Origin of the sequence: Pseudoalteromonas sp. MM1 (assembly GCF_030296835.1) — a bacterium.
Taxonomy (GTDB): domain Bacteria; phylum Pseudomonadota; class Gammaproteobacteria; order Enterobacterales; family Alteromonadaceae; genus Pseudoalteromonas.
In genome coordinates, this window is sequence record NZ_AP027922.1 from 1,224,198 (window position 1) to 1,246,469 (window position 22,272).

Consider the following 22,272-nt stretch of genomic DNA (forward strand, 5'->3'; position numbering starts at 1 on the left):
ATAACGCAGGAGCAGTTATCGAGCCCACTAGGTTACAAACCTCGCGCCGCGATTTGATCGCCCCTAGATTGAACAAATTTCAATCCGCAAAGTTCAACACGCCCTAGGGCCACTGAGTAAAGGCATTTATCGGTGGCCTTAGCATTTATAAAGGCGCACAGCTCAAAACTTCCATAGTGTTAATAGCGAACACGGTTTTAAATCCCTCCTTTAAAGCGCTACACCTTAAAGTTAATTCGCCATTTGGCAACAAAATCCTATTTTTTTAATTTGCTATTAAAATTATTTATAAATATTTTTAAAATAATTTAAAAGTGTATTATTTTCAGTGTTTTAGGTTTTTAAAGTTCGCCCTTGTAACCTCATTTATTTTTCTGTTCAGATTCAGTTTATTCTCAAAACCATCAAATTTGTACTTTTAGATAGCTGCTCCCCTAAATGTGTCTTTTTAATTATTTATAAGTAACTGATTTACTGTGTATATTTCAATTGGTGTAACGCGCTGTTGCTAAAGAGCAACAAAATTAGTTGGCCAAAAGGGCATGATTATTAATTTTAATGTTTAAGCTGTTGATTTTAAATGTTTAATTCAAGCTGGCATTGAAGTTGTAATACTAGGTTGTATTAAGCAAAACGTGATCAAGGCCATATGGCTAAATCACCTAACCCTATGAAGGATTTCATTATGAAAAAGGCACAATCAACATTGGTATTAATGGCTTTAGCCTCTTCATCAGCGGCTTTTGCAGTAACAGATTTTGACACACTCGATAAAGATGGCAGTGGCGCATTAAGCCCATTAGAAGCATCTGCTGATGCTGAACTAATGAGTCAGTTTACAAAACTTGATACTGACAAAAACGGTGAACTATCTAAGAGTGAGTTCGACAAAGCATAAGTGAGTGCTTTGAGAAGTTAACGCCCAGTGACACGTTAATTCTGAGTTGCCAAAGACAACCTAAGTAGGCAAGGGAGCTTACTATAAAGAATAACAAGGACAGTGTAATACACAGGGCACCCTATATATAACGTAGAGTGAAGGAGTATTTTATGAAAACGTTAAATTCAATCCTGGCCGTAATGGCATTTGCATCATCTAGCACTGCTTTTGCAGGTACCGACTTTGACACTTTAGATGTTGATGGCAATGGCGCAATTAGCCAAGCAGAAGCATCGGTAGATGCCGATTTAATGAAACAATTTACGCAGTTGGATACTGATGGAAACAATGAGCTGTCGAAGGCTGAGTTTTCACAAGCGTAAACAATTAATGCTCTGTGGTTTAGCTAAATTCTGAGTTGCCCAAGACAACCTAAATAGGCAAGGGAGCCTATTAAAAAGAATAACAAGGATGTGACTAGCAAGCACCACAGAGCAAATTTATACCAGCTAGGTTATTAGTTAGCTGCATTACGCTGAAGGATTACATTATGAAAAAGCTAAAAACACTCTTAGTTGCTGCCACTGTGGTTTCATCGTCAATGGTATTAGCAAATGCTGAATTAGAGCCATCTAAAAATAATAGTGCTGAGGTTAATCAACCTAGTGACGTACAAGCCGCTAAGCAGCATCTACCAGTAAGCGCGCAAAATGGCCTAACTGAAAACGATTTTTTTGAATATAAATAACCAGTTTCCCCTTATGGATCTCAGAAAAGGACTTCTTATTTCTTAACTACAAAGTTTGTATAAGTCGTAGTAAGTATACTGACTCGGTATTGCTTTTTACCTAAATTTACAGCACGTTTTAAAGTTATCGTTAATCGTTTAGGTAGCAGTGGTGATAGCCTAATATCAGTTATAAAGTTTACCAAATCATACTCACAAAGCAGTTAAGTAACATTTACTTAGCTGCTTTTTTTGTGCGTGGCGCAGACATAACTGCTTTTTCACCAAGTAGGTGCAAATGAGCGTAAGTTAAAATTTTAAGCTTATGAATAGAAACACTTTTTATACTTGGTTTTAAACTTGCTTAGTTAATGCTATAGCAACTGAGTGAGTACACAATTATGGCGCGAATGAGTTATATAAGTAGCGTTGAGCGCTACCATGAGTATGAGCATGTAATACACAGCTTGCTTGACTCTATTTTAATGAGTATGGAAGATGGGCTGAACAAAAATCGAGATACGCGTTTTTTAGTAAAGCAATATCCCTTTTTAGAGTTGCAATATTGTTTAAATGAATCTGGGCTTCAGCAAGGCAATAATGTGTGCTTTAAGCGTGCCTATAAAAAATTAGCAGAGCAAGGTAATCAGCAAGATTTAAGTGAGCGCCCTTACTTTTTACAATCTATACAAACCGATACGGTGTGTTTTACCGATCCGTATATTTCTATCGCAACTAATCATTTATGTATTTCGGCTATTAAAGAGCTAAAAAAGCCAATTAACCAGCAGCATTATTTAGTGTTAGACGTATGTTTAACCCAGTTAATTGAGTTTGTAATGGGAGACAGCGCGCGTGCCGGTATTTCGCCTTATTTTAAGGCGGGTTATGGGGTGATTGTGGCGTGTTTATTTACTTTGGTACTTTTTTTACTGAGCATAGTATTTAACGATATATATGCATTATTAACCCATTTTGACTCAGCGTCTGATCCCCTCGAGCCTTTTAGCATTATTATATATATTACTTTAGCGCTAGCCGTATTTGATTTAGGAAAAACCATTCTCGAAGAAGAGATTTTAATGCACAAAGATATATTTAGGCACTCTTCTACACGGCGCACAATTACCCGATTTATATCTACCGTGCTCATTGCAATATCTATTGAGGCGCTATTAACCATGTTTAAAGCGGCGCTCGGGCAAGCTGAATACTTATTACCGGCTATTGCGATGATGCTTGCGGTGGTAGGGCTTTTAATAGCCTTGGCTATTTATGTGTATTTAGGCGCCAAAGCCGAAACCTTACTAATGCGGGCGCGCTCAAAATTAAAATCCTCCAAGTAGGAGGATTTTAATGCAATTGGTATAATTGCTATTTAGCTTTAAACATTGCTTACTAATGCGCCTTATCTTGCTCGCGCTTTGCTTTAAAGTCTGAGTCACTCGTCCATGTAGGCCAATCGCCATTGTTAGCAAGCTGTGTGGCTATATCAACAATAAGCTCTATGTCTTGCTTTACGCCACCTAATGACCACTGCGGGGAGTAATCGTCGGCTTCTTTATGGTATTTATGCGCAATGTAATCAGGGTCGGTATCGCCAAGGCTCATAAATAATAAACTAGGCACACCTTGCTTAGCTAAAGAAAAATGATCTGATCTAAAAAACAAACCGTTTTGCGGGCGAGGGTCTATTTTAACAACACGACCTTGTGCTTTTGCCGCGTTTGCTAGGTAGTTTTCTAGGGTGGATAAATCTTTACCGTATTGCAAAATGTAATCAGTGCCATCTAGCACGTTCATTCCGTCAATATTTAACAGAGCGACCATTTGTTTAGTGGGCACAACGCCACCGGTTGCAAACTCTTGCGAGCCAATGAGGCCAGTCTCTTCAGCGGTAAAATTAGCAAATAAAATAGAGCGCTTAAACGGTGTTTGCTCATGGATTTGATTCATAATGCGGGCAATTTCAAGTGTGGCCGCTGTGCCAGAAGCATTATCTACTGCGCCGTTATAAATTTTAGGGCCACTGTCGGTTTGCTTGGTACCAAAATGATCCCAATGAGCGCCTATTACCACGTACTCATTTGGGGCGTCGCTTCCTGTAATTTGCGCAACTACGTTATGTGATTTGGCATGCGATACTTCGTTTTTAAATGAAAGGTTGGCTGTTAAATTAAGCGCTGTGGCTTTAAAGTCATCCCTTAAAGCCTTTTGTTTTAAATTTTGATAGTTGAGCTGGGCTGCATTAAAAATTTTCTCAGTAGTATTAAGTGTTAGCCAGCCCATAACTGGGAGCTTAGAAGCGTTTAGGTTATTGTCCATTAGGGTGTATTTAGTCCCTGTGTTTGAACTTTCAACCACGCCCCAAGGGTAAGCTGCAGGGGCAGTTTCGTGCACAATAAATACCGCTTTGGCACCCTGGCGTGCGGCTTCTTCGTATTTGTAAGTCCAACGACCGTAGTAGGTCATAGCGTTACCTGTAAATAACGCATCGTTTTGTGTAGCAAAGCCAGGGTCGTTTACCAATACAATAACGGTTTTACCTTTAACATTAATGTTTTCATAATCGTTCCAATTGTATTCGGGGGCATTAATACCGTAACCCACAAATACAATGTCAGAGTTTCGCACATCAATTAGTGGCTGTAATTGCTCTGTACGGGCGGTAAAATCTTTACCTGCTTTAAACTTTAAGTCGCCCACCTGTAATTGCATATTTTGATTAGCTGTGACCATGGCCATTTTTACTGGCTGTAAATACTTGCCATTATACGCCCCAGCTAAACCCATAGCTTCGTATTGCTCGCTCAAGTAACCCACGGTTTTTACTTCACCATGGGTAAGTGGGCCGCGCCCTTGAAAGTCATCAGAGGCAAGCGTTTTTATATGCTGTTTTACGTTATTTAGGCTAACGCCCGGGGTATTTTCTAAAGAAGAATGCTCGCTTGCAGGTTCAGAGCAACCAAAGAGAGCAACTAGCAAGCTTAAGCTAGCGCTTTTTAAAAGAGATGATGCCATAGTTTTCTGAATAGTTTTTAAAATTGGCTTTTAATATAAAGGATGCACTAATTTGAGTCGAATATTTATCACTTTGCCTGTTCTATTTTTGAAAAATTGAAAATATTTGGTGTGGGGTGTATAAATAATCAACAACAATAAATGGAGCACACACAATGAACCAAACTAAAAAAAGCGGACTCTTATTCTTAGGCAGCGGCGGTGTATTTTTTGTAGCAGCTTTATTTGCTCAACAAGCTATGTTTTTTACCCTAGCGGCAGCCTTTGTTGTATTAGGAACGCTCACTATAAAAAAAGCGGCTTAATAGCCGCTTTACTTATTTAGTAGGTTGTAACCACCACTGGGTGTTTATGGGGTTATCGCTTACGTTAAATATTTGCCCAAACTGTGGCGTACTTAATGCCACATTTTTAGCTGCGCTCGATGTTGTTACACGCTCAAGTGGATCTATCCAGCTATGAAATGCTAAATCAAATGTACCGTTATGAATAGGCACCATAATTTTACCTTTCAGATCTAGGTGTGCTTGTACCGACTGCTCGGGTGTCATGTGAATATCGGCCCAATCTTTGTCGTAGGCACCGGTTTCAATAAGTGTTAAATCAAAAGGACCATACTTATTGCCAATTTCTTTAAAGCCTGCAAAGTAACCCGAGTCACCACTAAAATAAACACTTTGTTGCGCGGTTTTAATTACCCACGAACCCCAAAGTGTGTTGTTTGCATCACTTAATCCACGTCCCGAAAAATGTTGAGTCGGGGTAAAGGCGACTAATGCATGCTCGGTTTGTAGCTCTTGCCACCAGTTAAATGTGCTAATTTTACTTTCATTCACTCCCCACTTAACTAAATCACTATCTACACCAAGGGGTACATAAAACTCTTTAGTTTTTGCAGCCAGCTTTTTAATAGCTGATTTATCAAGGTGATCGTAATGGTTGTGCGAAATAAGCACTTTATCAATAGGTGGGAGTTCGCTAATACTTATAGGCAATTTAGAAAAGCGTTTTGGTCCTAAAAAAGAAAAAGGTGATGCGCGTTCACTAAATACCGGATCGAGTAACCAGTATTCACCATGTACTTTTAAAAGCACGCTAGAGTGGCCAAGTTTAACTACATGTACAGTATCATTGTTCAAGTTATTAAGTACTTTTGCTGTTACGCTTTTAATTTCTATGGGCTCTTTAGGTGTAATATTGGTGCGTTTTTCTGTTATGTAACGCCCTAAAATCCCAAGTGTTTTTTTTAAGCTATTGGGTTCAACCTGTTTATGGTTATGAAATTTACCATTTTCGTAGTTATCTACATTAGGTGTTTCATTAACACCTTGCGCAACTATTTGTTTATTCACGCTACAACCCCCAAAAACAATGATGGCTATGATCACAACGAACCATTTTATAAATGTCATCGTAAAACCTTAAAGTAAACTAATGAGTGTAGTTTTTCATTATTTTGATAAAAAGTAAACTATGCAGTGCATTTTTTTATTGTTTAGTTAGAATGTAGCTATTAATAATTGCAGATCTCATTATGAAATTATCAGAAAAAAAACGCATAGATATACTTCAAGCGACAGAGCAGTTGTTTTTTGAAAATGGTGTAGAGCACACTAGTATGGATCAAATTGCAGCTAAAGCAGGCGCCTCAAAACGTACTGTATATAATCATTTTGCAACTAAGGATGAGTTATTTGAAGCGATCCTGAACGATATGTTAGCTAAAATTAATTATGGAGAGATTATTCACTATAATGCCGATGAGTCGATTGAGCAGCAGCTTGTTACTATTGCTGAGCAAGAAGTAGCAATGCTTACCGAGCCTGATTTTTTACGACTAGCCAAAATTGCTTTTATGCAGATGCTACAACGCCCCGAATTAGCAAAGTCTTTAAGTAACAATAATATAGGGTGTATGACTTATTTAGAAGACTTTTTAAAGCAAGCAAAAACAGCAGGTGCTTTAAAGGGGGATGAGCTAGATACAGCTGCTAAGCAGTTTGTTTATCAATTAAAGGCCTTTGTATTTTATCCACTACTTTATGGGTTTGAAACAGTAACAGAGCAGCAAAATAATAAAGTTATTGAGCAAACAGTCAGCTTATTTTTGGCTAAGTATAAAGCTTAATCTTAAGAGTAAAAAACCAGCAAAGAGCTGGTTTTAATCATCTATAGCAAGTAGCTAATTACTCATCTGCGTATTTTACGCGAATTTTGCTTTTATCAACGCTTAATTGGTTAAGTGCTTTAATAGCACTTCTACTTTCTATGTCGTTTGGCATTTCTACAAAGGCAAAACCTTTTGATAAACCAGTGTCTTTATCAAGCACTAGGTTACAGGTTGTTACTTTACCATGTGCTGCAAATAATGTGCGAAGGCCTTGCTCTGTGGTAGCGCGAGACAAATTACGAACTAATAATTTCATATATAACCTAAATAAGGGGTTCGCTGAAGATTATCTCAAGTAACCTGGCTTTAACCTAATTTTATTTAAAGTTGTTTTTCACAAATAGCTCAGCTAACAAATATAAAACCATACTGGTAATAAAGATCTAGTTATTATAACAAATAATTGGTAAGTTATATTTTACTTTATTTACTTACCATTAACTTGAGTTGGTTGTTTATGTCGAAATTTGACTTGCGTGTTTTAACTATTTCTTCTGTTTGTTTTTTGAGTATTTCAGTTGTTGGTTGCGGTAGCTCAGGGTCAAAAAGTGAGCCTGTTAATGCATTGGTAGTAGCACAGAGCGCGGCAGTAATTAGTGGTGAAATGGCTGTAAGTATTGAAAACACTCGTGATATTGCAATAACAGGAGAGTTATCTATAACCGACGCACAAGCCAGCGAAGCAGTCTTTAACATACAAACCAATACCACGACAGCTTATGGTTTATTTAGCTTAACTGAGGAAGGAAATTGGTCATATATGCTTAATAGCGACCATGCTGCTGTGAGTGCGCTAAACGAAAATGAAACCTTACTTGATGAAATAACCGTCGCATCGGCAGATGGCACCGAAGCGAAAGTGTCTATCAGCATTATAGGCACTGCACGGGGTGATGATTTTACAGCAACAGAAGAAACAACCCTCAATGCCGATGGCGAAAACATAGGACTAAGCGCCTATAACTTAATTGAAAATGTGTTTGGAGAAGGGTCAATAGAATCACCTGATATGTACAGCGGAAATCATCAAGATGTTGTGCATATTATTGAAGATACTGACTCAATAGTAGGTAACCACTTTGTATTTTTAGCGCATCGCGATGAAGACCAAGATAAAGACAAAGGCGCAACCGACCGCCAGCGCAACGAAATTAAATCATATGACAAATCACCCGCAGCAACACTTGCGTTTAAAGACGAAACAGTACAGTACTATTGGAAGTTTAAAGTCTCTAGCGAACTTGAGCTAAGTAGTAAATTCAGTCATTTTTTTCAAATAAAAGCTCGCAATGACAGCAACGATAATACCAATGGCAACGACGACCAGCCTATTATTACGCTCTCTGGGGCACAAAAAAACAGTACAGGTGATCAGTTGCAAGTACGTTATAGCGCAGGCTTTGACGAAAACGGTAACAGCACGGGGCTTGATAAAAACTTGATCGAAACTGACTGGTCACTTATTACTGATGAATGGGTAGCAGTATTCGTACAAGCCACTTTTAGTGAAGCGGGGCAATTTGAAATGACCCTAAGGCGCTTAAGTGACAACGAAGAGCTATTTAGCATTAGCGAGCAAAACATAGATATGTGGCGTGGCTTTAGCGATGATGACTTTGCCCGTCCTAAATGGGGTATCTATCGTTCAATAGTCGAAACCGATAGCCTTCGCGCTGAAGAAGAGCAGGTACGGTTTGCTGATTTTGTGATTAAAAAAGGCGTTTTAGCGCAGTGATTTATAATTCAGTATGAAAAAAAGCCCTTAGCAATTTAATTGCTAAGGGCTTTTTAAATGCGTTTTAAAAAGTAATTATTTTACTTCTTTACCTGCAGCCTGTTGGTCAGCGTGATAGCTCGAACGAACAAATGGGCCAGAGGCAGCATGCGTAAAGCCAATCTCATCAGCGTAGGCTTTTAGTGCATCAAACTCCGCTGGTGGCACGTAACGTTTAACTGGCAAGTGATGCTTAGAAGGCTGTAAGTATTGGCCAACAGTAAGCATATCAACGTTATGGGCACGTAAGTCGCGAAGTACTTCTTCTATTTCGCTAATTTCTTCACCTAGGCCAACCATTAAGCCAGATTTAGTTTTTACCTCTGGGTGCGCTTCTTTAAAGCGACGAAGTAACTCTAATGACCATTTGTAGTCGGCACCCGGGCGCGCAAGCTTGTACAAACGCGGCGCTGTTTCTAAGTTGTGGTTAAACACATCAGGTGGTGTCTCAATTAAAATTTCAAGAGCACGGTCCATACGACCACGAAAATCTGGCACTAAAATTTCGATGGTAATGGTTGGGTTGTGCTTACGGATTTCGCGAATACAATCGGCAAAATGCTGTGCGCCGCCATCACGTAAATCATCACGGTCAACCGAGGTAATCACCACGTAGCTAAGCTTCATGTCTTTAATTGTTAGTGCAAGCTTCTCAGGCTCTGCTGCATCAGGTTTTAATGGGCGACCATGGGCAACATCACAAAATGGGCAACGACGAGTACAAATAGCACCTAAAATCATAAAGGTAGCAGTACCGTGGTTAAAACACTCAGAAAGGTTAGGGCACGAGGCCTCTTCACATACTGAGTGTAAGCCGTGCTTACGCATAGCTTGTTTTATACCATCAATACGCTCAGTAGATTTTGGTAAGCGAATTTTAAGCCACTCGGGCTTGCGCAACATTTCAGTTTTTTCTGTAGGTAAAACTTTAACGGGGATCAACGCCATTTTTTCTGCGTCGCGTAGTTTTACACCTGGTTCCATTTTGACTGGTTTATTCATTCGTTTTCAAACCCTTCAGTATGCTTAACCTGTGTTGCATTAAGCTTCTTTATCATGTGTTTTACCAGCCCTTCACCTGCTTGCGCTAAGTTTTGAGGGCCGTTTAATTCTTTCGTTTGCACCATGTTCATGCCAGCATAACCACACGGGTTGATGCGTAAAAACGGGCTTAAGTCCATGTTAACATTTAATGCTAATCCATGAAACGAGCAACCACGACGAACACGTAATCCTAATGATGCAATTTTACTGTCGTTAACGTAAACACCGGGTGCATCAGCTTTTGCGTAAGCATCAATGTCGTATTCAGCAAGCGATTCAATGATGCACTCTTCAAGCCAAGTAACAAGTTCACGTACACCAATTTTTAAGCGGCGCAAGTTAAATAATACATACATCATTTGTTGGCCGGGGCCGTGGTAAGTAACTTGCCCACCACGGTCTACTTTAATGACTTCTATGTCACCAGGGGCGAGTAAATGCTCATCTTTACCAGCTTGGCCTTGGGTAAAAACGCTGTCGTGTTCAACGAGCCAAATTTCGTCTGGCGAATTTTCATCACGGGTATCGGTATAAGCCTGCATTTTTTGCCAAATTGGCATATAACGCTGACGCCCAAGTTGGCGAACTATTAAGGTGTTTTCTATCAAAACAGAGTTACCCGCATTTAAAGCATGTGGCGTACGTCATCAATGCTGCTGATCACGTTGTAAATTTCTTCAATGTGTTTGCCGCTAGTAACAGTTGCTACAAGGGTTACAGACTCATAATTACCTTTACTGCTAGGCTTAACTTTTGGTGCGTAGTCACCCGGTGCAATAGGTTGTAATTTAGCTAAAATTTGCTCCGTTAAGTTTACGTTTGCTAAACCCATAACTTTAAACGTGAACGGACATGGGTACTCTAAGTACTCATCAAATTTAGTATCTTTAACAGGTTGAACCACGACGGTGACTCCTCAAACAAAAGTGTTGGCTGTATGCGAAAACGCTAAGCGTGAACTGACAGGTTTTGGTAATCCTGCATATATGGGGCGCATTCTAGCATTTTTCAAGCAAAAAAAAACGCCTCATAACAGAGGCGCTTTGTTAAACAACCCAACGACTGTGGGGTTATTTTTACGTTTACATAATTTGTAAACGTAAGTAGTCGTAAATTTTGCTAAAGAAGCTGCCTTCTTCCACTTCTTCGAGTGTAACTAGTGGGTATTGTGCAATGTCTTCGCCCTCTAGTTGTAAAAATAAAGTACCTACTTTAGTGCCTTTCGCTAATGGTGCTTCAAGTGTGTTGTCTAGCTCAAAGTTAGCTTTAAGGTTTTTATGTTGGCCACGTGGAATAGTAATTGGCGTATCTTCTAAAATACCTAACGATACGTTTTCTTTGTTACCCATCCAAATGCGTTGCTCTGCAAAGCTATCGCCAGCTTTGTAAGGTGTTATTGTTTCAAAAAAGCGAAAGCCGTAGTTAAGTAGTTTTTTGCTTTCTACTTTACGTGCGCGTTCGCTTGATGTGCCCATAACAACGGCAATTAAACGCATGTCGTTTTTAGTTGCAGACGTTACTAAGCTGTATCCTGCTTCTGATGTATGACCCGTTTTAATGCCATCAACATCTAGGCTTTCATCCCATAACAAAGAGTTACGGTTATATTGCTTAATACCGTTGTAAGTAAATGACTTTTGTTTATAAAGTGCGTACTCATCTGGTACATCACGAATAAGAGCAGCGCCGAGCGTTGCCATATCACGTGGGGTAGTGTAATGCTCGTCTGTATCTAGGCCGTGGCTGTTAATAAAGTGGCTGTTACTCATGCCTAATTTAGCAGCATGGGCATTCATTAAATCAGCAAAGGCGCTTTCGCTACCTGCAATGTGCTCAGCCATGGCTACGCACGCATCATTACCTGATTGAATAATAATACCGTGGTTAAGCTCATCAACACTTATTTGCTTACCTACTTCAATAAACATTTTTGACGACTCAGGGAAGTTTTTAGCCCAGGCTTTTTCGCTTACTGTAACCATATCGGTTGGTGCAATATTACCGGCGTTAATTTCGGTACCAATTACATAACTGGTCATCATTTTAGTTAAGCTTGCTGGGGCTAGCTTTGTATCAGCTTCGCCTTCGGCAATTACTTTACCCGTTGTAAAGTCTACTAAAAAATAACCTTTTGCATTAATTTGAGGTGGTGCCGGAATGATTTGGGCGCTGGCTGAAAATACGGCGGCTGTGCAAACTAAGCCGCATACACCTTTGAGGATTTTATGTTTAATTGATTTCATCATACTCATTAATGGTTAAAGTTAAAAATTCGCGTTATGTTCATCTTATACCCAAACTAACCCAAGATGCGAGCATCGTTGGTATTAAAAACAACTTAGGCAAGGCATTGATTGTCTATAATAGTCACTCTATTGTTCAAATCAATAACGCAGTCTTCATCGTTTTTAAACCGACGCTAGCACGTTTTACTAGCACTTACTCTCTGTGATGCTCTTTTTAAAAGGGCCAACCATTTAAAAAGTAACACCTAGATTTAAGCCCCTGCGCAACGCTTAACTTGCACCTTGGGATGGTTTAGTTATTAGTCTTACTGAGTGTAAAGCAAGAACGCATTTTGAAATTGGTTTTGTTTTAATTTTTTTAATACATCTTGCGCATGTTGGGCATCTTTAATTGGGCCCAAATGCAAACGGTATATGTTGTCTGCTTTTACTATATTAGTAGGCACTTGATATTGCAGGCGTAATGTAGAAGCTAATGCCTCAATATTGCTAAGCGTACTACCTGCGGCTACCTGTATATATGTTTTACGTGCAGGAATGCTGTCGAGCGTAATCGCCTCTAGCTTAACCTTAGCTGTACCGTGAGTGTAATAGCCTAATTTATAAGCAGCAGCATACGAAAGATCTATTATTCTGTCATCGTGAAACGGCCCTCGGTCGTTTACACGCACAATCACCGATTTATTGTTGGCAGTATTAGTAACACGAACAAAGCTTGGTAGAGGTAAGGTTTTATGCGCAGCGCTCATGGCAAACATATCGTAAATTTCACCGTTTGAGGTATGGTAGCCATGAAACTTACGGCCGTACCATGAAGCGATCCCTTCTTCTGTGTAGCCTTTTTCATCAAGCATTGGCGTATAACGCTTACCTAATACTTCGTAAGGGCGACTTGCACTGGCACTTTTTTTAACATCCACCACAACGGCATCTTGCATTTCAAGTGCGGTAGGTGCACGCAGTGGTGCGGCATCGTGCTCCATATGATAACGGCTATTAGAGCCGCTACTACATGCGCTTAACATAAATATTAAGGCTGAAATAAATAACAGCTGGGTAGGCTTATTCATTATTTTAAAAGCATCCTTTTATCTGTCGCAATTGACATAATAATGCCAAAGCCGGCCATTAACGTCACCATAGAGGTGCCGCCATAACTAATAAGGGGTAAAGGTACACCCACAACAGGCAACAAGCCCGATACCATGCCTATGTTTACAAAAATATAAACAAAAAAGGTGAGCGTTAAGGCGCCGGCTAGTAATTTACCAAATGCATCTTGCGCGTTGACCGCAATGTATAAACCGCGGCCAATAATAAACAAGTACAGGCTTAATAAAACACATACACCAAATAAGCCAAACTCTTCACTTAATACCGAAAATATAAAGTCGGTATGGCGCTCTGGTAAAAATTCAAGTTGTGATTGCGTACCTTGAAGCCAACCTTTACCTTCAATACCGCCTGAGCCAATAGCTATTTTAGATTGAATAATATGATACCCCGAGCCAAGCGGGTCACTTTCTGGGTCTAAAAACGTTAGCACGCGTTGCTTTTGGTAGTCATGCATACCGTAGTGCCAAAATGGCCATGCGGCAAGGGCTACAATTGAGCTTAAAAAGCCAATTAAGCGCCAACTTAAACCGGATAAAAACAACACAAATATTCCTGAGCTGGCAATCAAAATTGAGGTGCCTAAATCGGGCTGCTCTTTAATTAATAAGGTAGGCAGCATCACTATAATAAAGCCAATAATCAGGTGCAATGGGCGAGGGGGAAGTTGATTGCGGCCAATATACCAAGCTACCATCATAGGGACTGCCAGTTTCATTAGCTCTGAGGGTTGAAACCGCGTAATACCTAGATTTAACCAGCGCTGCGCACCTTTTGAGCTAACCCCAAACAGCAATACGCCCACTAACATTAATAAGCCCACGCAATAAAGGGGGATCACTAAGCGTTTAAGTGTCGCAGGGGAGAATTGTGCCAGCACTATCATGCCTATAATAGCGCCGCCCATACGAGTAATATGACGCAGCATCATGGCTGAGTCTTGGCCGCTAGCGCTATATACTATGGTGATACTGCCTGCCATCATAAGTAATAAGGCAATCAGTAACGGTAAGTCTAAATGCATGCGCATCCATATCGAGCGCTTGTTATGAAGTACGGTCATTGCGCGGTATTCCTAGCAAGTTCTATTGGGTTTGCAGCAAAATAATAATCCATCAGCTCGCGCGCAATGGGGGCACCTACAGAGCTGCCGCCACCGGTGTTTTCAACTACAATAGAAACTACAATTTTAGGGTCGTCATACGGAGCAAAACCAATATAAATCGCGTTATCGCGTTGGCGCTCTTTTAGTGATTTTGCATCGTAACGCTCACCTTGGGCAATACTCACCACTTGCGCAGTACCTGTTTTACCAGCAGGATCATAATTAGCGCCTTTAAATGCACGGTGTGCAGTTCCTGTTACTTTTTTTACGGTATTGTGCATGGCATCGAGAGCGATACGCCAGTTATCTGGGTTGTTAAGTACTACCGGCGGTTTTTCTTCGTTATTAATTTGCGACACTTGATCTTCTTTTTTGGCCACTTGCGCTAAATGCGGCGGGTGGTTTATGCCTTTATTAACTAATATATTAGTCGCGTTAGCAATTTGAATCGGGGTAGCTGTCCAGTAGCCTTGGCCAATCCCCACAGAAATTGTGTCGCCACGCCACCACGACTCTTTAAAGCGACCTTCTTTCCACTCTTTTGAGGGCAATATGGCCGTGGTTTCTTCGTGTATGTCTATTCCGGATAAGTCACCAAAGCCAAAGCGTGCCATAAAATTACTAATTTTTGTAATGCCTAAGCGGTAAGCTGCATCATAAAAGTAAGTATCGCACGACTCTTCAATCGCTTTGTAAACATCTACGTGGCCGTGACCCCAGCGTTTCCAATCGCGCCATTTATGTTCAACATTCGGTATTTGAAAAAAACCAGGGTCCCACACCGAAGTACTTTCACTGACAATGTTTTCTTCAAGTGCCAGTATGGCCATATGCGGTTTTACTGTGGAAGCCGGTGCATAGCGCCCTTGAGTGGCACGGTTAATAAGGGGGCGGTCGGGGTTTAGCAGCGCTTTATAATCTTTGCTGCTAATACCGTGTACAAATAAATTAGGGTCGTAACTTGGGTTTGAATAAAGTGCTAATACGCCACCGTCTTTGGCATCCATTACTACAACCGCGCCACGCATATCTTTAAGCGCATGTTGGGCTATTTGCTGTAAACCTATATCTAAAGTAAGTACTAAATCACTGCCCGGCTGCGGGGGAGTCATACTTAACGTACGAATAACACGGCCGCGGTTATTTACTTCAACGCGCTGCGAACCCACTTGGCCATGCAAAAGTTGCTCGTAATATTTCTCTATACCAAGCTTACCAATATCGTGCGTAGCGCGGTAATTTGTAGCTTGGTCTTCTTGCTCTAGCTTATTAAGCTCTTTGCGGTTTAATTTTGCAACGTAGCCTAGCGCATGGGTGAGCGTGTCGCCATACGGGTAAAAGCGTGCAAGGCGGGCTTCAATACTAAAACCAGGAAATTTATGCTGATTAACCGCAAATTTGGCTACTTCGGTTTCATCTAAGCGGGCTTTTAACACTTGTGATTTAAAGCGCCGTGTATGCTTTATGTTATCGATAAAGTCTTTTTTTTGCGGCTCGGTAATTGTAATTATTTTACTAACTTGCTCGAGTGACTCAGCTAAATCGTCAACCTCTTCAGGAATAACCTCAAGGTTATAAACGGGTTTGTTTTCAGCAAGCAGCACACCGTTGCGGTCGTAAATGAGGCCACGGTTTGGTGCAATAGGAATTACTTTAATGCGGTTATCGTTAGAGCGGGTTTGGTAGTCGGCGTGCTCTTCTACCTGAATGGTATAGAGGTTAGAGAGCAAAATTGCCACTAAGCCTAAAACAAAAATAAAACCCACAAATGCGCGCCGTGCAAATAAGTTTGCCTCAGCGGAGTGGTCGCGTATTGTGGGTCTTTGCTTAATCATAACAAGGCGTTACTCGCGATGATAAGGATGGTTGTTATTTAAGCTCCAGCCACGGTATAGGCTTTCGGCAACAATAATACGCACTAAAGGGTGCGGTAACGTTAAGTTAGATAACGACCATTTTTGCTCAGAGGCGGCAATGCACTCAGGGGCTAACCCTTCTGGGCCGCCAATAAGTAAACTTACGTCGCGGCCATCGAGCTGCCACTTTTCCATATTTTTAGCAAGCTGGTGAGTATCAAGTGGTTTACCTGTTACCTCTAGGGTAACAATGCGATTGCCTTTTGGAATAGCGGCTAAGGTTTTTTCACCTTCGGTGTGCAAAATGCGTTTAATATCGGCATTTTTACCGCGTTTACCGGCCGGAATTTCTATTAACTCAAGCGCCATATCTTTAGGAAAACGGCGTTGGTACTCTGCAAATCCGGTTTCTACCCACGCTGGCATTTTTGTGCCAACGGCAATCATTTGTATTTTCACGTATTACTTCCAAGCTCAATTAAAAAATAGTGGCGCTTAGCCCCACAGTTTTTCTAGATCGTAATAGCTACGTGCGTGATCTTGCATCACGTGTACAACTACATCACCTAAATCTACCAGTACCCATTCGCCTTCGTCTTGACCTTCGTAACCTAAAGGTTCTTCACCAGCGTGGCGAGCTTCTTTTGCTACGTTATCAGCAATTGATTGCACATGGCGCTTAGAAGTACCCGAACACACAACCATGTAATCGGTAATGTCTGAGCTGTCGCGTACGTCTAGTTGTACCACGTCGCGTGCTTTCATATCGTCAATTTTGTCTAGTGCAAAGGCAAGTAGTTGTTTCGAATCCAAGGTATTGTCTCAATTTTAAATTTAATAGCGTGCATTTTAACATGCTAGGGGGTTTTAATCACCACTTTGATAGAGCTGGTGTTGCTCAATGTAGTGACTCACAGAATCAGGTAATAGTTCATTATTTTTATTGGTTTTTTTTAATTGCTCTCGAATAGAACTTGAAGCCGCATCGAGGGTTTCACCCGGTAAAAAATACAACTTACCAAATGGTGTGTATTCAAGGTGCTGTGCATCGTTAGTTTGGGCATTTAACATATACGTTTTTAGTGCAGGGCGCGGGCTACATAATTGCCCCGGGCGTTGGTATACAACAATATGGCAAAGCTGTGTAATGGTCTGCCATTCGTACCATTTGTCGAGGTTATTAAACGAGTCCATGCCCATTAAAAAAAGAACTGGCGTATTTGGGTGCTCAGCTCTGAGTTCTTGCAAGCTTAATAACGAGTACGAGGGGCCGGTACGATTAAGCTCTCTTAAATCAAGTGCAAAATGAGGATAAGGAGCTATAGCGGCATTAAGCATATTAATACGGTGCGCTGTACTTATACCCGGCGCAGCTTTGTGCGCGGGCAGTGCACAGGGCATAAAGTACAACGTAGTTAAGTTAAATGTATTTACACACTGCGTAGCCATATTTAAGTGGCCTAAATGCACGGGGTCGAAGGTGCCGCCAAAAATTGCAATCATGTTAAAAATCTTTAGTTAAGTGCGTGGCACGGCATTGGAATATCGAGCGGTTGGCAAAACTTAATACAAATATGCGCAAGCGCTTGGTAAGGCGCAATTAAGTTACCTTGTTTGTAGCTTGAATCAAACAGTGCAAGCTCACTGCTTATTTGCTCAAGGGTATTAATATTTAAGCGGTTAATCGCATTTTGCACCGGGCCTTGCTGGTTTTTCCAAATACCATTTTTTTTAAATAACTGTGCGATAGGCTCGCCATTTAAAAGCCCTTGCTGAATAGTTAGCAAACTGGTGAGCTCTTTATTTATAGCCCATAAAATACTGACCACTTCAGTGTTATCGCTGGCCAGTTTATTAAGGACCTTAATAGCTTGCTTGGCGTGGCCATTTAATAGGGCATCACTTAAGTCAAAAATATCAAACTTGGCTTGATTTAATAGCCCTTGCATCACAAGTTGCTGGGTTATTAAGGCATTACCATGCAGCAGCGAGAGCTTTTCGAGCTCTTGAAAGCATGCTAATAAGTTGCCTTCGGTCGCGTTAATTAAACTCAGTTTTGCTTCGTTTTGCATATTCAGAGAAAGGCGTGCTGCTTGTTCATCTAACCAGCGTTTTAAATGATTCCCTACAAGCGGGTAGCACGGTACAAATACACCCTGTTTATCGAGCGCTTTAAACCAGGCACCACGTTGTACGTCTTGGCTGGCTTTAGCCCCTTTTACAATTAAAATGGTATCGGGGTTGATTAACTCGACTATTTTTTTAAAGGTATTACTACCTGGTGTGCCAGGTTTTTGGTGGTTTAAATCAAGCTCAATTATAGTGCGCGCACTAAACAAAGACATACTTTGATATTGAGCTATAATTTCTTGCCAATCAAACCCCTGCATTAGGGTAAATTTAATTACCTCAGCAAAGCCTTGGGCTTTTGCCGCCTCGCGTATTTGCTGCACACATTGCGCTTCTTGAAACGGCTCTTCACCAAACACTAAATAAAAGGGTTTTAAACCTTTACTTAATTCATTCGGTAACTGATTAGCATAACAGCGCATTATAGTTGCGACAGCTCTCTAACGATACGACGACTGGCTTGCTTACGGATTTCGCTAATAAGCATCTCAAGCTCTTTTGCTTTTGCAAGTGCGTGATCGGGGTCGTCTTGGTAGTTACGATAAAGCTCAAAGCGTTTTTCAATGGCTTTTTCGCCTGGGCGTTTAACCACATAGCTTACCCCGTAGGCAAGCTCGTATTCAGCCACCTGACCATTTTGAAACAACGACAAAGTTTGGCGTTCAATGCTTTCTTTGCGTAAGTAAAGTTGGGCAACATTTTTAGCCGAAGGCGTTAGTTCTACGTTACTGGCTTTAAGCTCTTTTTTAAGGTTTAAAAATAACGATGATTTTTCGTCATCACCTTTAAGTGTAAGCATTTTAAGGTTATCAGGCAGGCTAGAAGCTTTTTTTAAATGAAAGCCACAGCTAGATAAGACAAAACACATTAGCACTAAGGCTAATGTGTTTTTAAAGGTGTTAAAGCTAACCATTTAGTTAGCTACCACGTTAAGTAGTTTACCTGGTACGTAAATAATCTTACGAATGGTTGCGCCATCAGTAAATTTAGTTACGTTAGACTCAGCAAACGCAAGTGCTTCTACCTGCTCTTGTGTTGCATCGGCGGCTACAGTTAGCTTAGCGCGTAGTTTGCCGTTTACTTGTACGATGATTAATTTTTCATCTTCAACAAGGGCAGACTCGTCAACTTTAGGCCATGCTGCATCTAAAATGTCGCCATCTTTACCAAGCTCTTGCCATAACTGGTGCGATAAATGCGGCGTAATTGGCGCAAGCATAATAAGTAGGGCTTCTAATGCTTCGTTAGCAATAGCAACATCTTGCGTATCGTTTAACGGCGCTTTTAATAACTTATTAGAGAGCTCCATAATAGCGGCAATTGCAGTGTTAAATGTTTGACGACGTTCAATATCATCGCTCACTTTTGCAATGGCTTTATGTAGTTCACGACGCAGCACTTTTTGTGGGTTACTAAGCGCCGATTTATCAAGAGCTTGGAAGCCAACAGTTTTCACATCTACTGCGTATTTCCAAATACGTTTTAAGAAGCGGTGCGCGCCTTCAACCCCTGAGTCTGACCATTCAAGTGTTTGCTCTGGTGGTGCGGTAAACATCATAAATAAACGCACAGTATCTGCACCGTATTGGGCAATTACTTCCTGTGGGTCTATACCGTTGTTTTTAGACTTAGACATTTTGCTCATGCCCGATGAGAACACAGGCTCACCATCTTCTTTATGCCATGCTTTAGTTACGCGGCCTTTTTCGTCAGTTTCGGTATTTACATCGCTTGGCGAAATCCATACATCGCCGCCTTTTTCATCTTTACGATAAAACGTTTCGGCAAGTACCATGCCCTGACAAAGTAAGCGATCGAATGGCTCGTCTGAATTTACTAAACCAAAGTCACGTAATAACTTATGGAAAAAACGTGAATACAATAAGTGTAAAATAGCGTGCTCAATACCACCTATGTATTGGTTTACTGGTAACCAGTAGTTAGCTGCTGCTGGGTCTAGCATGCCTTCGTCGTGACGCGGACTACAGTAACGTGCGTAGTACCAAGACGACTCCATAAAGGTGTCAAAGGTATCTGTTTCGTGTGTTGCTGGTACGCCGTTTACCGTTGCTTTTGCCCATTCTGGGTCAGCTTTTATTGGCGAAGTAACGCCATTCATTACTACATCTTCAGGTAAACGTACTGGCAGCATTTCTTCGGTGGCGGCTAATTCGTTACCGTTTTCATCGCTCAGCATTGGGATTGGTGAACCCCAGTAACGCTGGCGGCTAACACCCCAGTCACGTAAACGGAAGTTAACTTTACGCTCACCCACACCGAGTGCTTCTAGTTTGTCAGCAACAGCGTTAAATGCGCCTTCAAAATCAAGGCCATCAAACTCACCAGAATTAACTAACACGCCTTTTTCAGTGAATGCTTCTTCTTTTAAATTTACTTCAAGCTCTGAGCCTTCAACAGGTGCAATTACTTGTTTTATATCTAGGCCGTATGCTGTAGCAAATTCATAGTCGCGTTGGTCGTGTGCAGGTACTGCCATAACCGCACCTGAGCCGTAATGCATTAATACAAAGTTAGCAACCCAAATTGGTACTTGCTCGCCCGTTAATGGGTGAGTCGCGTAAAAGCCAGTTGCAATGCCTTTTTTCTCCATAGTGGCCATGTCTGCTTCGGCAACTTTGGTGTTTTTGCATTCTTCAACAAACATTGCAATTGCATCGCTATTTTTAGCGGCTTCTTGCGCAATAGGGTGGCCACCTGCAACAGCTAGGTAAGTTACACCCATAAATGTATCTGGACGTGTAGTGTATACGCTAAATTTTTCGTTGTTGTCGGTACGCGTAAACTCAATGTCTAACCCTTCAGAGCGGCCAATCCAGTTGCGCTGCATGGTTTTAACTTGCTCAGGCCAGTCTTCTAACTTGTCTAAGTCGTCTAAAAGCTCTTGTGCGTAGTCAGTAATTTTAATAAACCACTGTGGAATTTCTTTTTGCTCAACTACTGCACCAGAGCGCCATCCTCGGCCATCTATAACTTGCTCGTTTGCTAGTACAGTTTGATCAACTGGATCCCAGTTAACCGTTGACATTTTTTTATACACTAAGCCTTTTTCGTAAAGCTTAGTGAAAAACCATTGTTCCCACTTGTAGTACTCTGGGTGACAGGTGGCTATTTCACGATCCCAGTCGTAACCAAAGCCTAATTGCTTAAGTTGGTTACGCATGTAATCAATGTTTTCGTATGTCCACTTAGCTGGCGCTGTTTTGTTTTTGATAGCGGCGTTTTCTGCAGGTAAACCAAACGCATCCCAACCCATTGGCTGCATAACGTTTTTGCCTTGCAGACGCTGGAAACGAGAAACAACATCACCAATGGTGTAATTACGCACATGACCCATATGCAGTCGGCCACTAGGGTATGGGAACATAGAAAGACAGTAATACTTTTCTTTGCTCTCATCTTCGGTGACTTTAAATACCTGGTTTTCTTCCCAGTAACTTTGGACTTTTGACTCTATGTCTTGCGGGTTATATTGCTCTTGCATCTATGATTCCAGACTTCTTGCAAACTAATAAAAAATTGCCGATAGGATACCCCAAATAAAAGCCTAATCACAGCGTATAAGCACGGTTTTGTTAAAATCTCACTTTCAGTGCAGGTTAACCTATACTTATCTATGTTAAAGGCCAACACGCCCTTGATTTTGATGGAGTATAAAATGGCAGATTATAAAACATGGCTTAACGAGCTCACCACGTGGTTAAAAGATGTAAAAGATCACGAAGTAAAAGATGCAATGACCCGATTTGTTGAATCTGAGCAAGCACTTAAAGACCTAGGCAAAGAAAAATACGGACTCTATAAAAGTTATTTGCAGCGCGACTTAGAGCACGTTCAAGAAAACGAATCACACTATAATTCGCTTGCATGGCAAGAGCTTAAAGAGTCGTTATGGTATGAGCTTTCGCACATAGAAGACAAAACCCAGCTTGAATGGCAGTCTCTTAGCCAAGATTTTAAGCACAACGGGGTATATCACGCAGGCGAATGGATAGCCATGGGCACATTAGTATGTAAGAATTGCACCCATAGTTTTGATATTTATCACGCTACACAAATTACACCGTGCATTGAATGTGATGGTATTTATTTTAGCCGTAAGGCATTACAACCCTAAATATATGTATTAAGTGGCTTGTAGGCCACTTAATACGCCCAAAGCCAGCGAGTATGTTGGTACAAAAAGAA

At 41.0% G+C, this 22,272-nt stretch carries 24 protein-coding genes; 8 read left to right on the forward strand and 16 right to left on the reverse strand.

Annotated features, from left to right (window positions below; genetic code table 11):
- Positions 1 to 685: 685 nt before the first annotated feature.
- From QUE46_RS05560 to QUE46_RS05575, 4 genes are all read left to right on the forward strand, one after another.
- Positions 686 to 898, forward strand: coding sequence for a calmodulin (locus tag QUE46_RS05560; RefSeq protein ID WP_286246569.1), 213 nt, complete (start codon positions 686 to 688; stop codon positions 896 to 898).
- Between the two features lie 152 nt (positions 899 to 1,050).
- Entirely contained in the window at positions 1,051 to 1,263 is a 213-nt protein-coding gene (locus QUE46_RS05565) for a calmodulin (RefSeq protein WP_286246570.1), read from the forward strand.
- Positions 1,264 to 1,430: 167 nt separating this feature from the next.
- Positions 1,431 to 1,628 carry a hypothetical protein gene (locus QUE46_RS05570; protein ID WP_286246571.1) on the forward strand — a complete coding sequence of 66 codons (198 nt, stop codon included), beginning with the start codon at positions 1,431 to 1,433 and terminating at the stop codon, positions 1,626 to 1,628.
- 380 nt (positions 1,629 to 2,008) lie between these two features.
- Positions 2,009 to 2,953 (forward strand): EAL-associated domain-containing protein, encoded by a 945-nt coding sequence (locus tag QUE46_RS05575; RefSeq protein ID WP_286246573.1) that lies wholly within the window; start codon positions 2,009 to 2,011, stop codon positions 2,951 to 2,953.
- Between the two features lie 52 nt (positions 2,954 to 3,005).
- Here QUE46_RS05575 and QUE46_RS05580 read toward each other — a convergent pair whose 3' ends face one another.
- Positions 3,006 to 4,628, reverse strand: a complete 1,623-nt coding sequence (locus QUE46_RS05580; RefSeq protein WP_286246576.1) for a M28 family metallopeptidase — start codon at positions 4,626 to 4,628, stop codon at positions 3,006 to 3,008.
- 155 nt (positions 4,629 to 4,783) lie between these two features.
- Between QUE46_RS05580 and QUE46_RS05585 the strand changes: the two genes are divergently transcribed.
- Positions 4,784 to 4,933: a hypothetical protein gene (locus QUE46_RS05585; protein ID WP_286246577.1), complete on the forward strand. Its 150-nt coding sequence runs from the start codon at positions 4,784 to 4,786 to the stop codon at positions 4,931 to 4,933.
- Between the two features lie 12 nt (positions 4,934 to 4,945).
- On the opposite strand, the gene QUE46_RS05590 is transcribed toward QUE46_RS05585, so the two are convergent.
- The gene (locus tag QUE46_RS05590) at positions 4,946 to 5,980 is read right to left on the reverse strand and encodes an MBL fold metallo-hydrolase (protein ID WP_286246579.1); all 1,035 of its coding nucleotides are present in this window, start codon (positions 5,978 to 5,980) and stop codon (positions 4,946 to 4,948) included.
- A 182-nt stretch (positions 5,981 to 6,162) separates the two neighbouring features.
- Here QUE46_RS05590 and QUE46_RS05595 point away from each other — a divergent pair, with 182 nt between their 5' ends.
- A complete protein-coding gene (locus QUE46_RS05595) occupies positions 6,163 to 6,756 on the forward strand; it encodes a TetR/AcrR family transcriptional regulator (protein ID WP_286246581.1) in 594 nt (197 codons plus the stop codon).
- 58 nt (positions 6,757 to 6,814) lie between these two features.
- Here QUE46_RS05595 and QUE46_RS05600 read toward each other — a convergent pair whose 3' ends face one another.
- Positions 6,815 to 7,054, reverse strand: a complete 240-nt coding sequence (locus QUE46_RS05600; RefSeq protein ID WP_286246583.1) for an RNA-binding protein — start codon at positions 7,052 to 7,054, stop codon at positions 6,815 to 6,817.
- Positions 7,055 to 7,255: 201 nt separating this feature from the next.
- On the opposite strand from QUE46_RS05600, the gene QUE46_RS05605 reads away from it, so the two are divergent.
- Positions 7,256 to 8,533 carry a VCBS domain-containing protein gene (locus QUE46_RS05605; protein ID WP_286246585.1) on the forward strand — a complete coding sequence of 426 codons (1,278 nt, stop codon included), beginning with the start codon at positions 7,256 to 7,258 and terminating at the stop codon, positions 8,531 to 8,533.
- Between the two features lie 75 nt (positions 8,534 to 8,608).
- On the opposite strand, the gene lipA is transcribed toward QUE46_RS05605, so the two are convergent.
- The 13 genes from lipA to leuS form a co-directional block, all read right to left on the reverse strand.
- Positions 8,609 to 9,574, reverse strand: a complete 966-nt coding sequence (gene lipA / locus QUE46_RS05610; RefSeq protein WP_286246586.1) for a lipoyl synthase — start codon at positions 9,572 to 9,574, stop codon at positions 8,609 to 8,611.
- The gene (lipB, locus tag QUE46_RS05615; RefSeq protein WP_286246588.1) at positions 9,571 to 10,224 is read right to left on the reverse strand and encodes a lipoyl(octanoyl) transferase LipB; all 654 of its coding nucleotides are present in this window, start codon (positions 10,222 to 10,224) and stop codon (positions 9,571 to 9,573) included. Before lipB ends, lipA begins: the two co-directional genes overlap by 4 nt.
- 17 nt (positions 10,225 to 10,241) lie before the next feature.
- On the reverse strand, positions 10,242 to 10,520 hold the full coding sequence (gene ybeD, locus QUE46_RS05620; RefSeq protein ID WP_286246590.1) for a DUF493 family protein YbeD: 279 nt from the start codon (positions 10,518 to 10,520) through the stop codon (positions 10,242 to 10,244).
- A gap of 178 nt (positions 10,521 to 10,698) precedes the next feature.
- Positions 10,699 to 11,859, reverse strand: coding sequence for a serine hydrolase (locus tag QUE46_RS05625; RefSeq protein WP_004585914.1), 1,161 nt, complete (start codon positions 11,857 to 11,859; stop codon positions 10,699 to 10,701).
- Positions 11,860 to 12,167: 308 nt separating this feature from the next.
- Positions 12,168 to 12,932 carry a septal ring lytic transglycosylase RlpA family protein gene (locus tag QUE46_RS05630; protein ID WP_054982217.1) on the reverse strand — a complete coding sequence of 255 codons (765 nt, stop codon included), beginning with the start codon at positions 12,930 to 12,932 and terminating at the stop codon, positions 12,168 to 12,170.
- The gene (rodA, locus tag QUE46_RS05635; RefSeq protein WP_286246596.1) at positions 12,932 to 14,038 is read right to left on the reverse strand and encodes a rod shape-determining protein RodA; all 1,107 of its coding nucleotides are present in this window, start codon (positions 14,036 to 14,038) and stop codon (positions 12,932 to 12,934) included. Before rodA ends, QUE46_RS05630 begins: the two co-directional genes overlap by 1 nt.
- Positions 14,035 to 15,915: a penicillin-binding protein 2 gene (mrdA, locus tag QUE46_RS05640; RefSeq protein ID WP_286246598.1), complete on the reverse strand. Its 1,881-nt coding sequence runs from the start codon at positions 15,913 to 15,915 to the stop codon at positions 14,035 to 14,037. The genes rodA and mrdA overlap by 4 nt, the downstream gene beginning before the upstream one ends.
- A gap of 9 nt (positions 15,916 to 15,924) precedes the next feature.
- Positions 15,925 to 16,395, reverse strand: a complete 471-nt coding sequence (rlmH, locus tag QUE46_RS05645; RefSeq protein WP_004585918.1) for a 23S rRNA (pseudouridine(1915)-N(3))-methyltransferase RlmH — start codon at positions 16,393 to 16,395, stop codon at positions 15,925 to 15,927.
- 36 nt (positions 16,396 to 16,431) lie between these two features.
- The gene (gene rsfS, locus QUE46_RS05650; RefSeq protein WP_024033760.1) at positions 16,432 to 16,749 is read right to left on the reverse strand and encodes a ribosome silencing factor; all 318 of its coding nucleotides are present in this window, start codon (positions 16,747 to 16,749) and stop codon (positions 16,432 to 16,434) included.
- Between the two features lie 54 nt (positions 16,750 to 16,803).
- A complete protein-coding gene (nadD, locus tag QUE46_RS05655) occupies positions 16,804 to 17,439 on the reverse strand; it encodes a nicotinate-nucleotide adenylyltransferase (protein WP_286246603.1) in 636 nt (211 codons plus the stop codon).
- An 11-nt stretch (positions 17,440 to 17,450) separates the two neighbouring features.
- Positions 17,451 to 18,488, reverse strand: a complete 1,038-nt coding sequence (holA, locus tag QUE46_RS05660; protein ID WP_286246605.1) for a DNA polymerase III subunit delta — start codon at positions 18,486 to 18,488, stop codon at positions 17,451 to 17,453.
- On the reverse strand, positions 18,488 to 18,979 hold the full coding sequence (gene lptE / locus QUE46_RS05665) for an LPS assembly lipoprotein LptE (RefSeq protein WP_286246607.1): 492 nt from the start codon (positions 18,977 to 18,979) through the stop codon (positions 18,488 to 18,490). The genes holA and lptE overlap by 1 nt, the downstream gene beginning before the upstream one ends.
- A complete protein-coding gene (leuS, locus tag QUE46_RS05670; protein ID WP_286246608.1) occupies positions 18,980 to 21,568 on the reverse strand; it encodes a leucine--tRNA ligase in 2,589 nt (862 codons plus the stop codon). It abuts the gene before it with no gap.
- A 174-nt stretch (positions 21,569 to 21,742) separates the two neighbouring features.
- Here leuS and QUE46_RS05675 point away from each other — a divergent pair, with 174 nt between their 5' ends.
- Complete coding sequence (locus QUE46_RS05675; protein WP_286246611.1) at positions 21,743 to 22,201, forward strand: hypothetical protein; 459 nt, start codon at positions 21,743 to 21,745, stop codon at positions 22,199 to 22,201.
- Positions 22,202 to 22,272 lie beyond the last annotated feature (71 nt).

Bases quoted from the DNA above. Each gene is read 5' to 3' on its own strand.
- QUE46_RS05560 (WP_286246569.1), top strand. From the start codon at position 686: ATGAAAAAGGCACAATCAACATTGGTATTAATGGCTTTAGCCTCTTCA.
- QUE46_RS05565 (WP_286246570.1), top strand. From the start codon at position 1,051: ATGAAAACGTTAAATTCAATCCTGGCCGTAATGGCATTTGCATCATCT.
- QUE46_RS05570 (WP_286246571.1), top strand. From the start codon at position 1,431: ATGAAAAAGCTAAAAACACTCTTAGTTGCTGCCACTGTGGTTTCATCG.
- QUE46_RS05575 (WP_286246573.1), top strand. From the start codon at position 2,009: ATGGCGCGAATGAGTTATATAAGTAGCGTTGAGCGCTACCATGAGTAT.
- QUE46_RS05580 (WP_286246576.1), bottom strand. From the start codon at position 4,628: ATGGCATCATCTCTTTTAAAAAGCGCTAGCTTAAGCTTGCTAGTTGCT.
- QUE46_RS05585 (WP_286246577.1), top strand. From the start codon at position 4,784: ATGAACCAAACTAAAAAAAGCGGACTCTTATTCTTAGGCAGCGGCGGT.
- QUE46_RS05595 (WP_286246581.1), top strand. From the start codon at position 6,163: ATGAAATTATCAGAAAAAAAACGCATAGATATACTTCAAGCGACAGAG.
- QUE46_RS05600 (WP_286246583.1), bottom strand. From the start codon at position 7,054: ATGAAATTATTAGTTCGTAATTTGTCTCGCGCTACCACAGAGCAAGGC.
- QUE46_RS05605 (WP_286246585.1), top strand. From the start codon at position 7,256: ATGTCGAAATTTGACTTGCGTGTTTTAACTATTTCTTCTGTTTGTTTT.
- lipA (WP_286246586.1), bottom strand. From the start codon at position 9,574: ATGAATAAACCAGTCAAAATGGAACCAGGTGTAAAACTACGCGACGCA.
- QUE46_RS05625 (WP_004585914.1), bottom strand. From the start codon at position 11,859: ATGAAATCAATTAAACATAAAATCCTCAAAGGTGTATGCGGCTTAGTT.
- QUE46_RS05630 (WP_054982217.1), bottom strand. From the start codon at position 12,932: ATGAATAAGCCTACCCAGCTGTTATTTATTTCAGCCTTAATATTTATG.
- rodA (WP_286246596.1), bottom strand. From the start codon at position 14,038: ATGACCGTACTTCATAACAAGCGCTCGATATGGATGCGCATGCATTTA.
- mrdA (WP_286246598.1), bottom strand. From the start codon at position 15,915: ATGATTAAGCAAAGACCCACAATACGCGACCACTCCGCTGAGGCAAAC.
- nadD (WP_286246603.1), bottom strand. From the start codon at position 17,439: ATGATTGCAATTTTTGGCGGCACCTTCGACCCCGTGCATTTAGGCCAC.
- holA (WP_286246605.1), bottom strand. From the start codon at position 18,488: ATGCGCTGTTATGCTAATCAGTTACCGAATGAATTAAGTAAAGGTTTA.
- lptE (WP_286246607.1), bottom strand. From the start codon at position 18,979: ATGGTTAGCTTTAACACCTTTAAAAACACATTAGCCTTAGTGCTAATG.
- leuS (WP_286246608.1), bottom strand. From the start codon at position 21,568: ATGCAAGAGCAATATAACCCGCAAGACATAGAGTCAAAAGTCCAAAGT.
- QUE46_RS05675 (WP_286246611.1), top strand. From the start codon at position 21,743: ATGGCAGATTATAAAACATGGCTTAACGAGCTCACCACGTGGTTAAAA.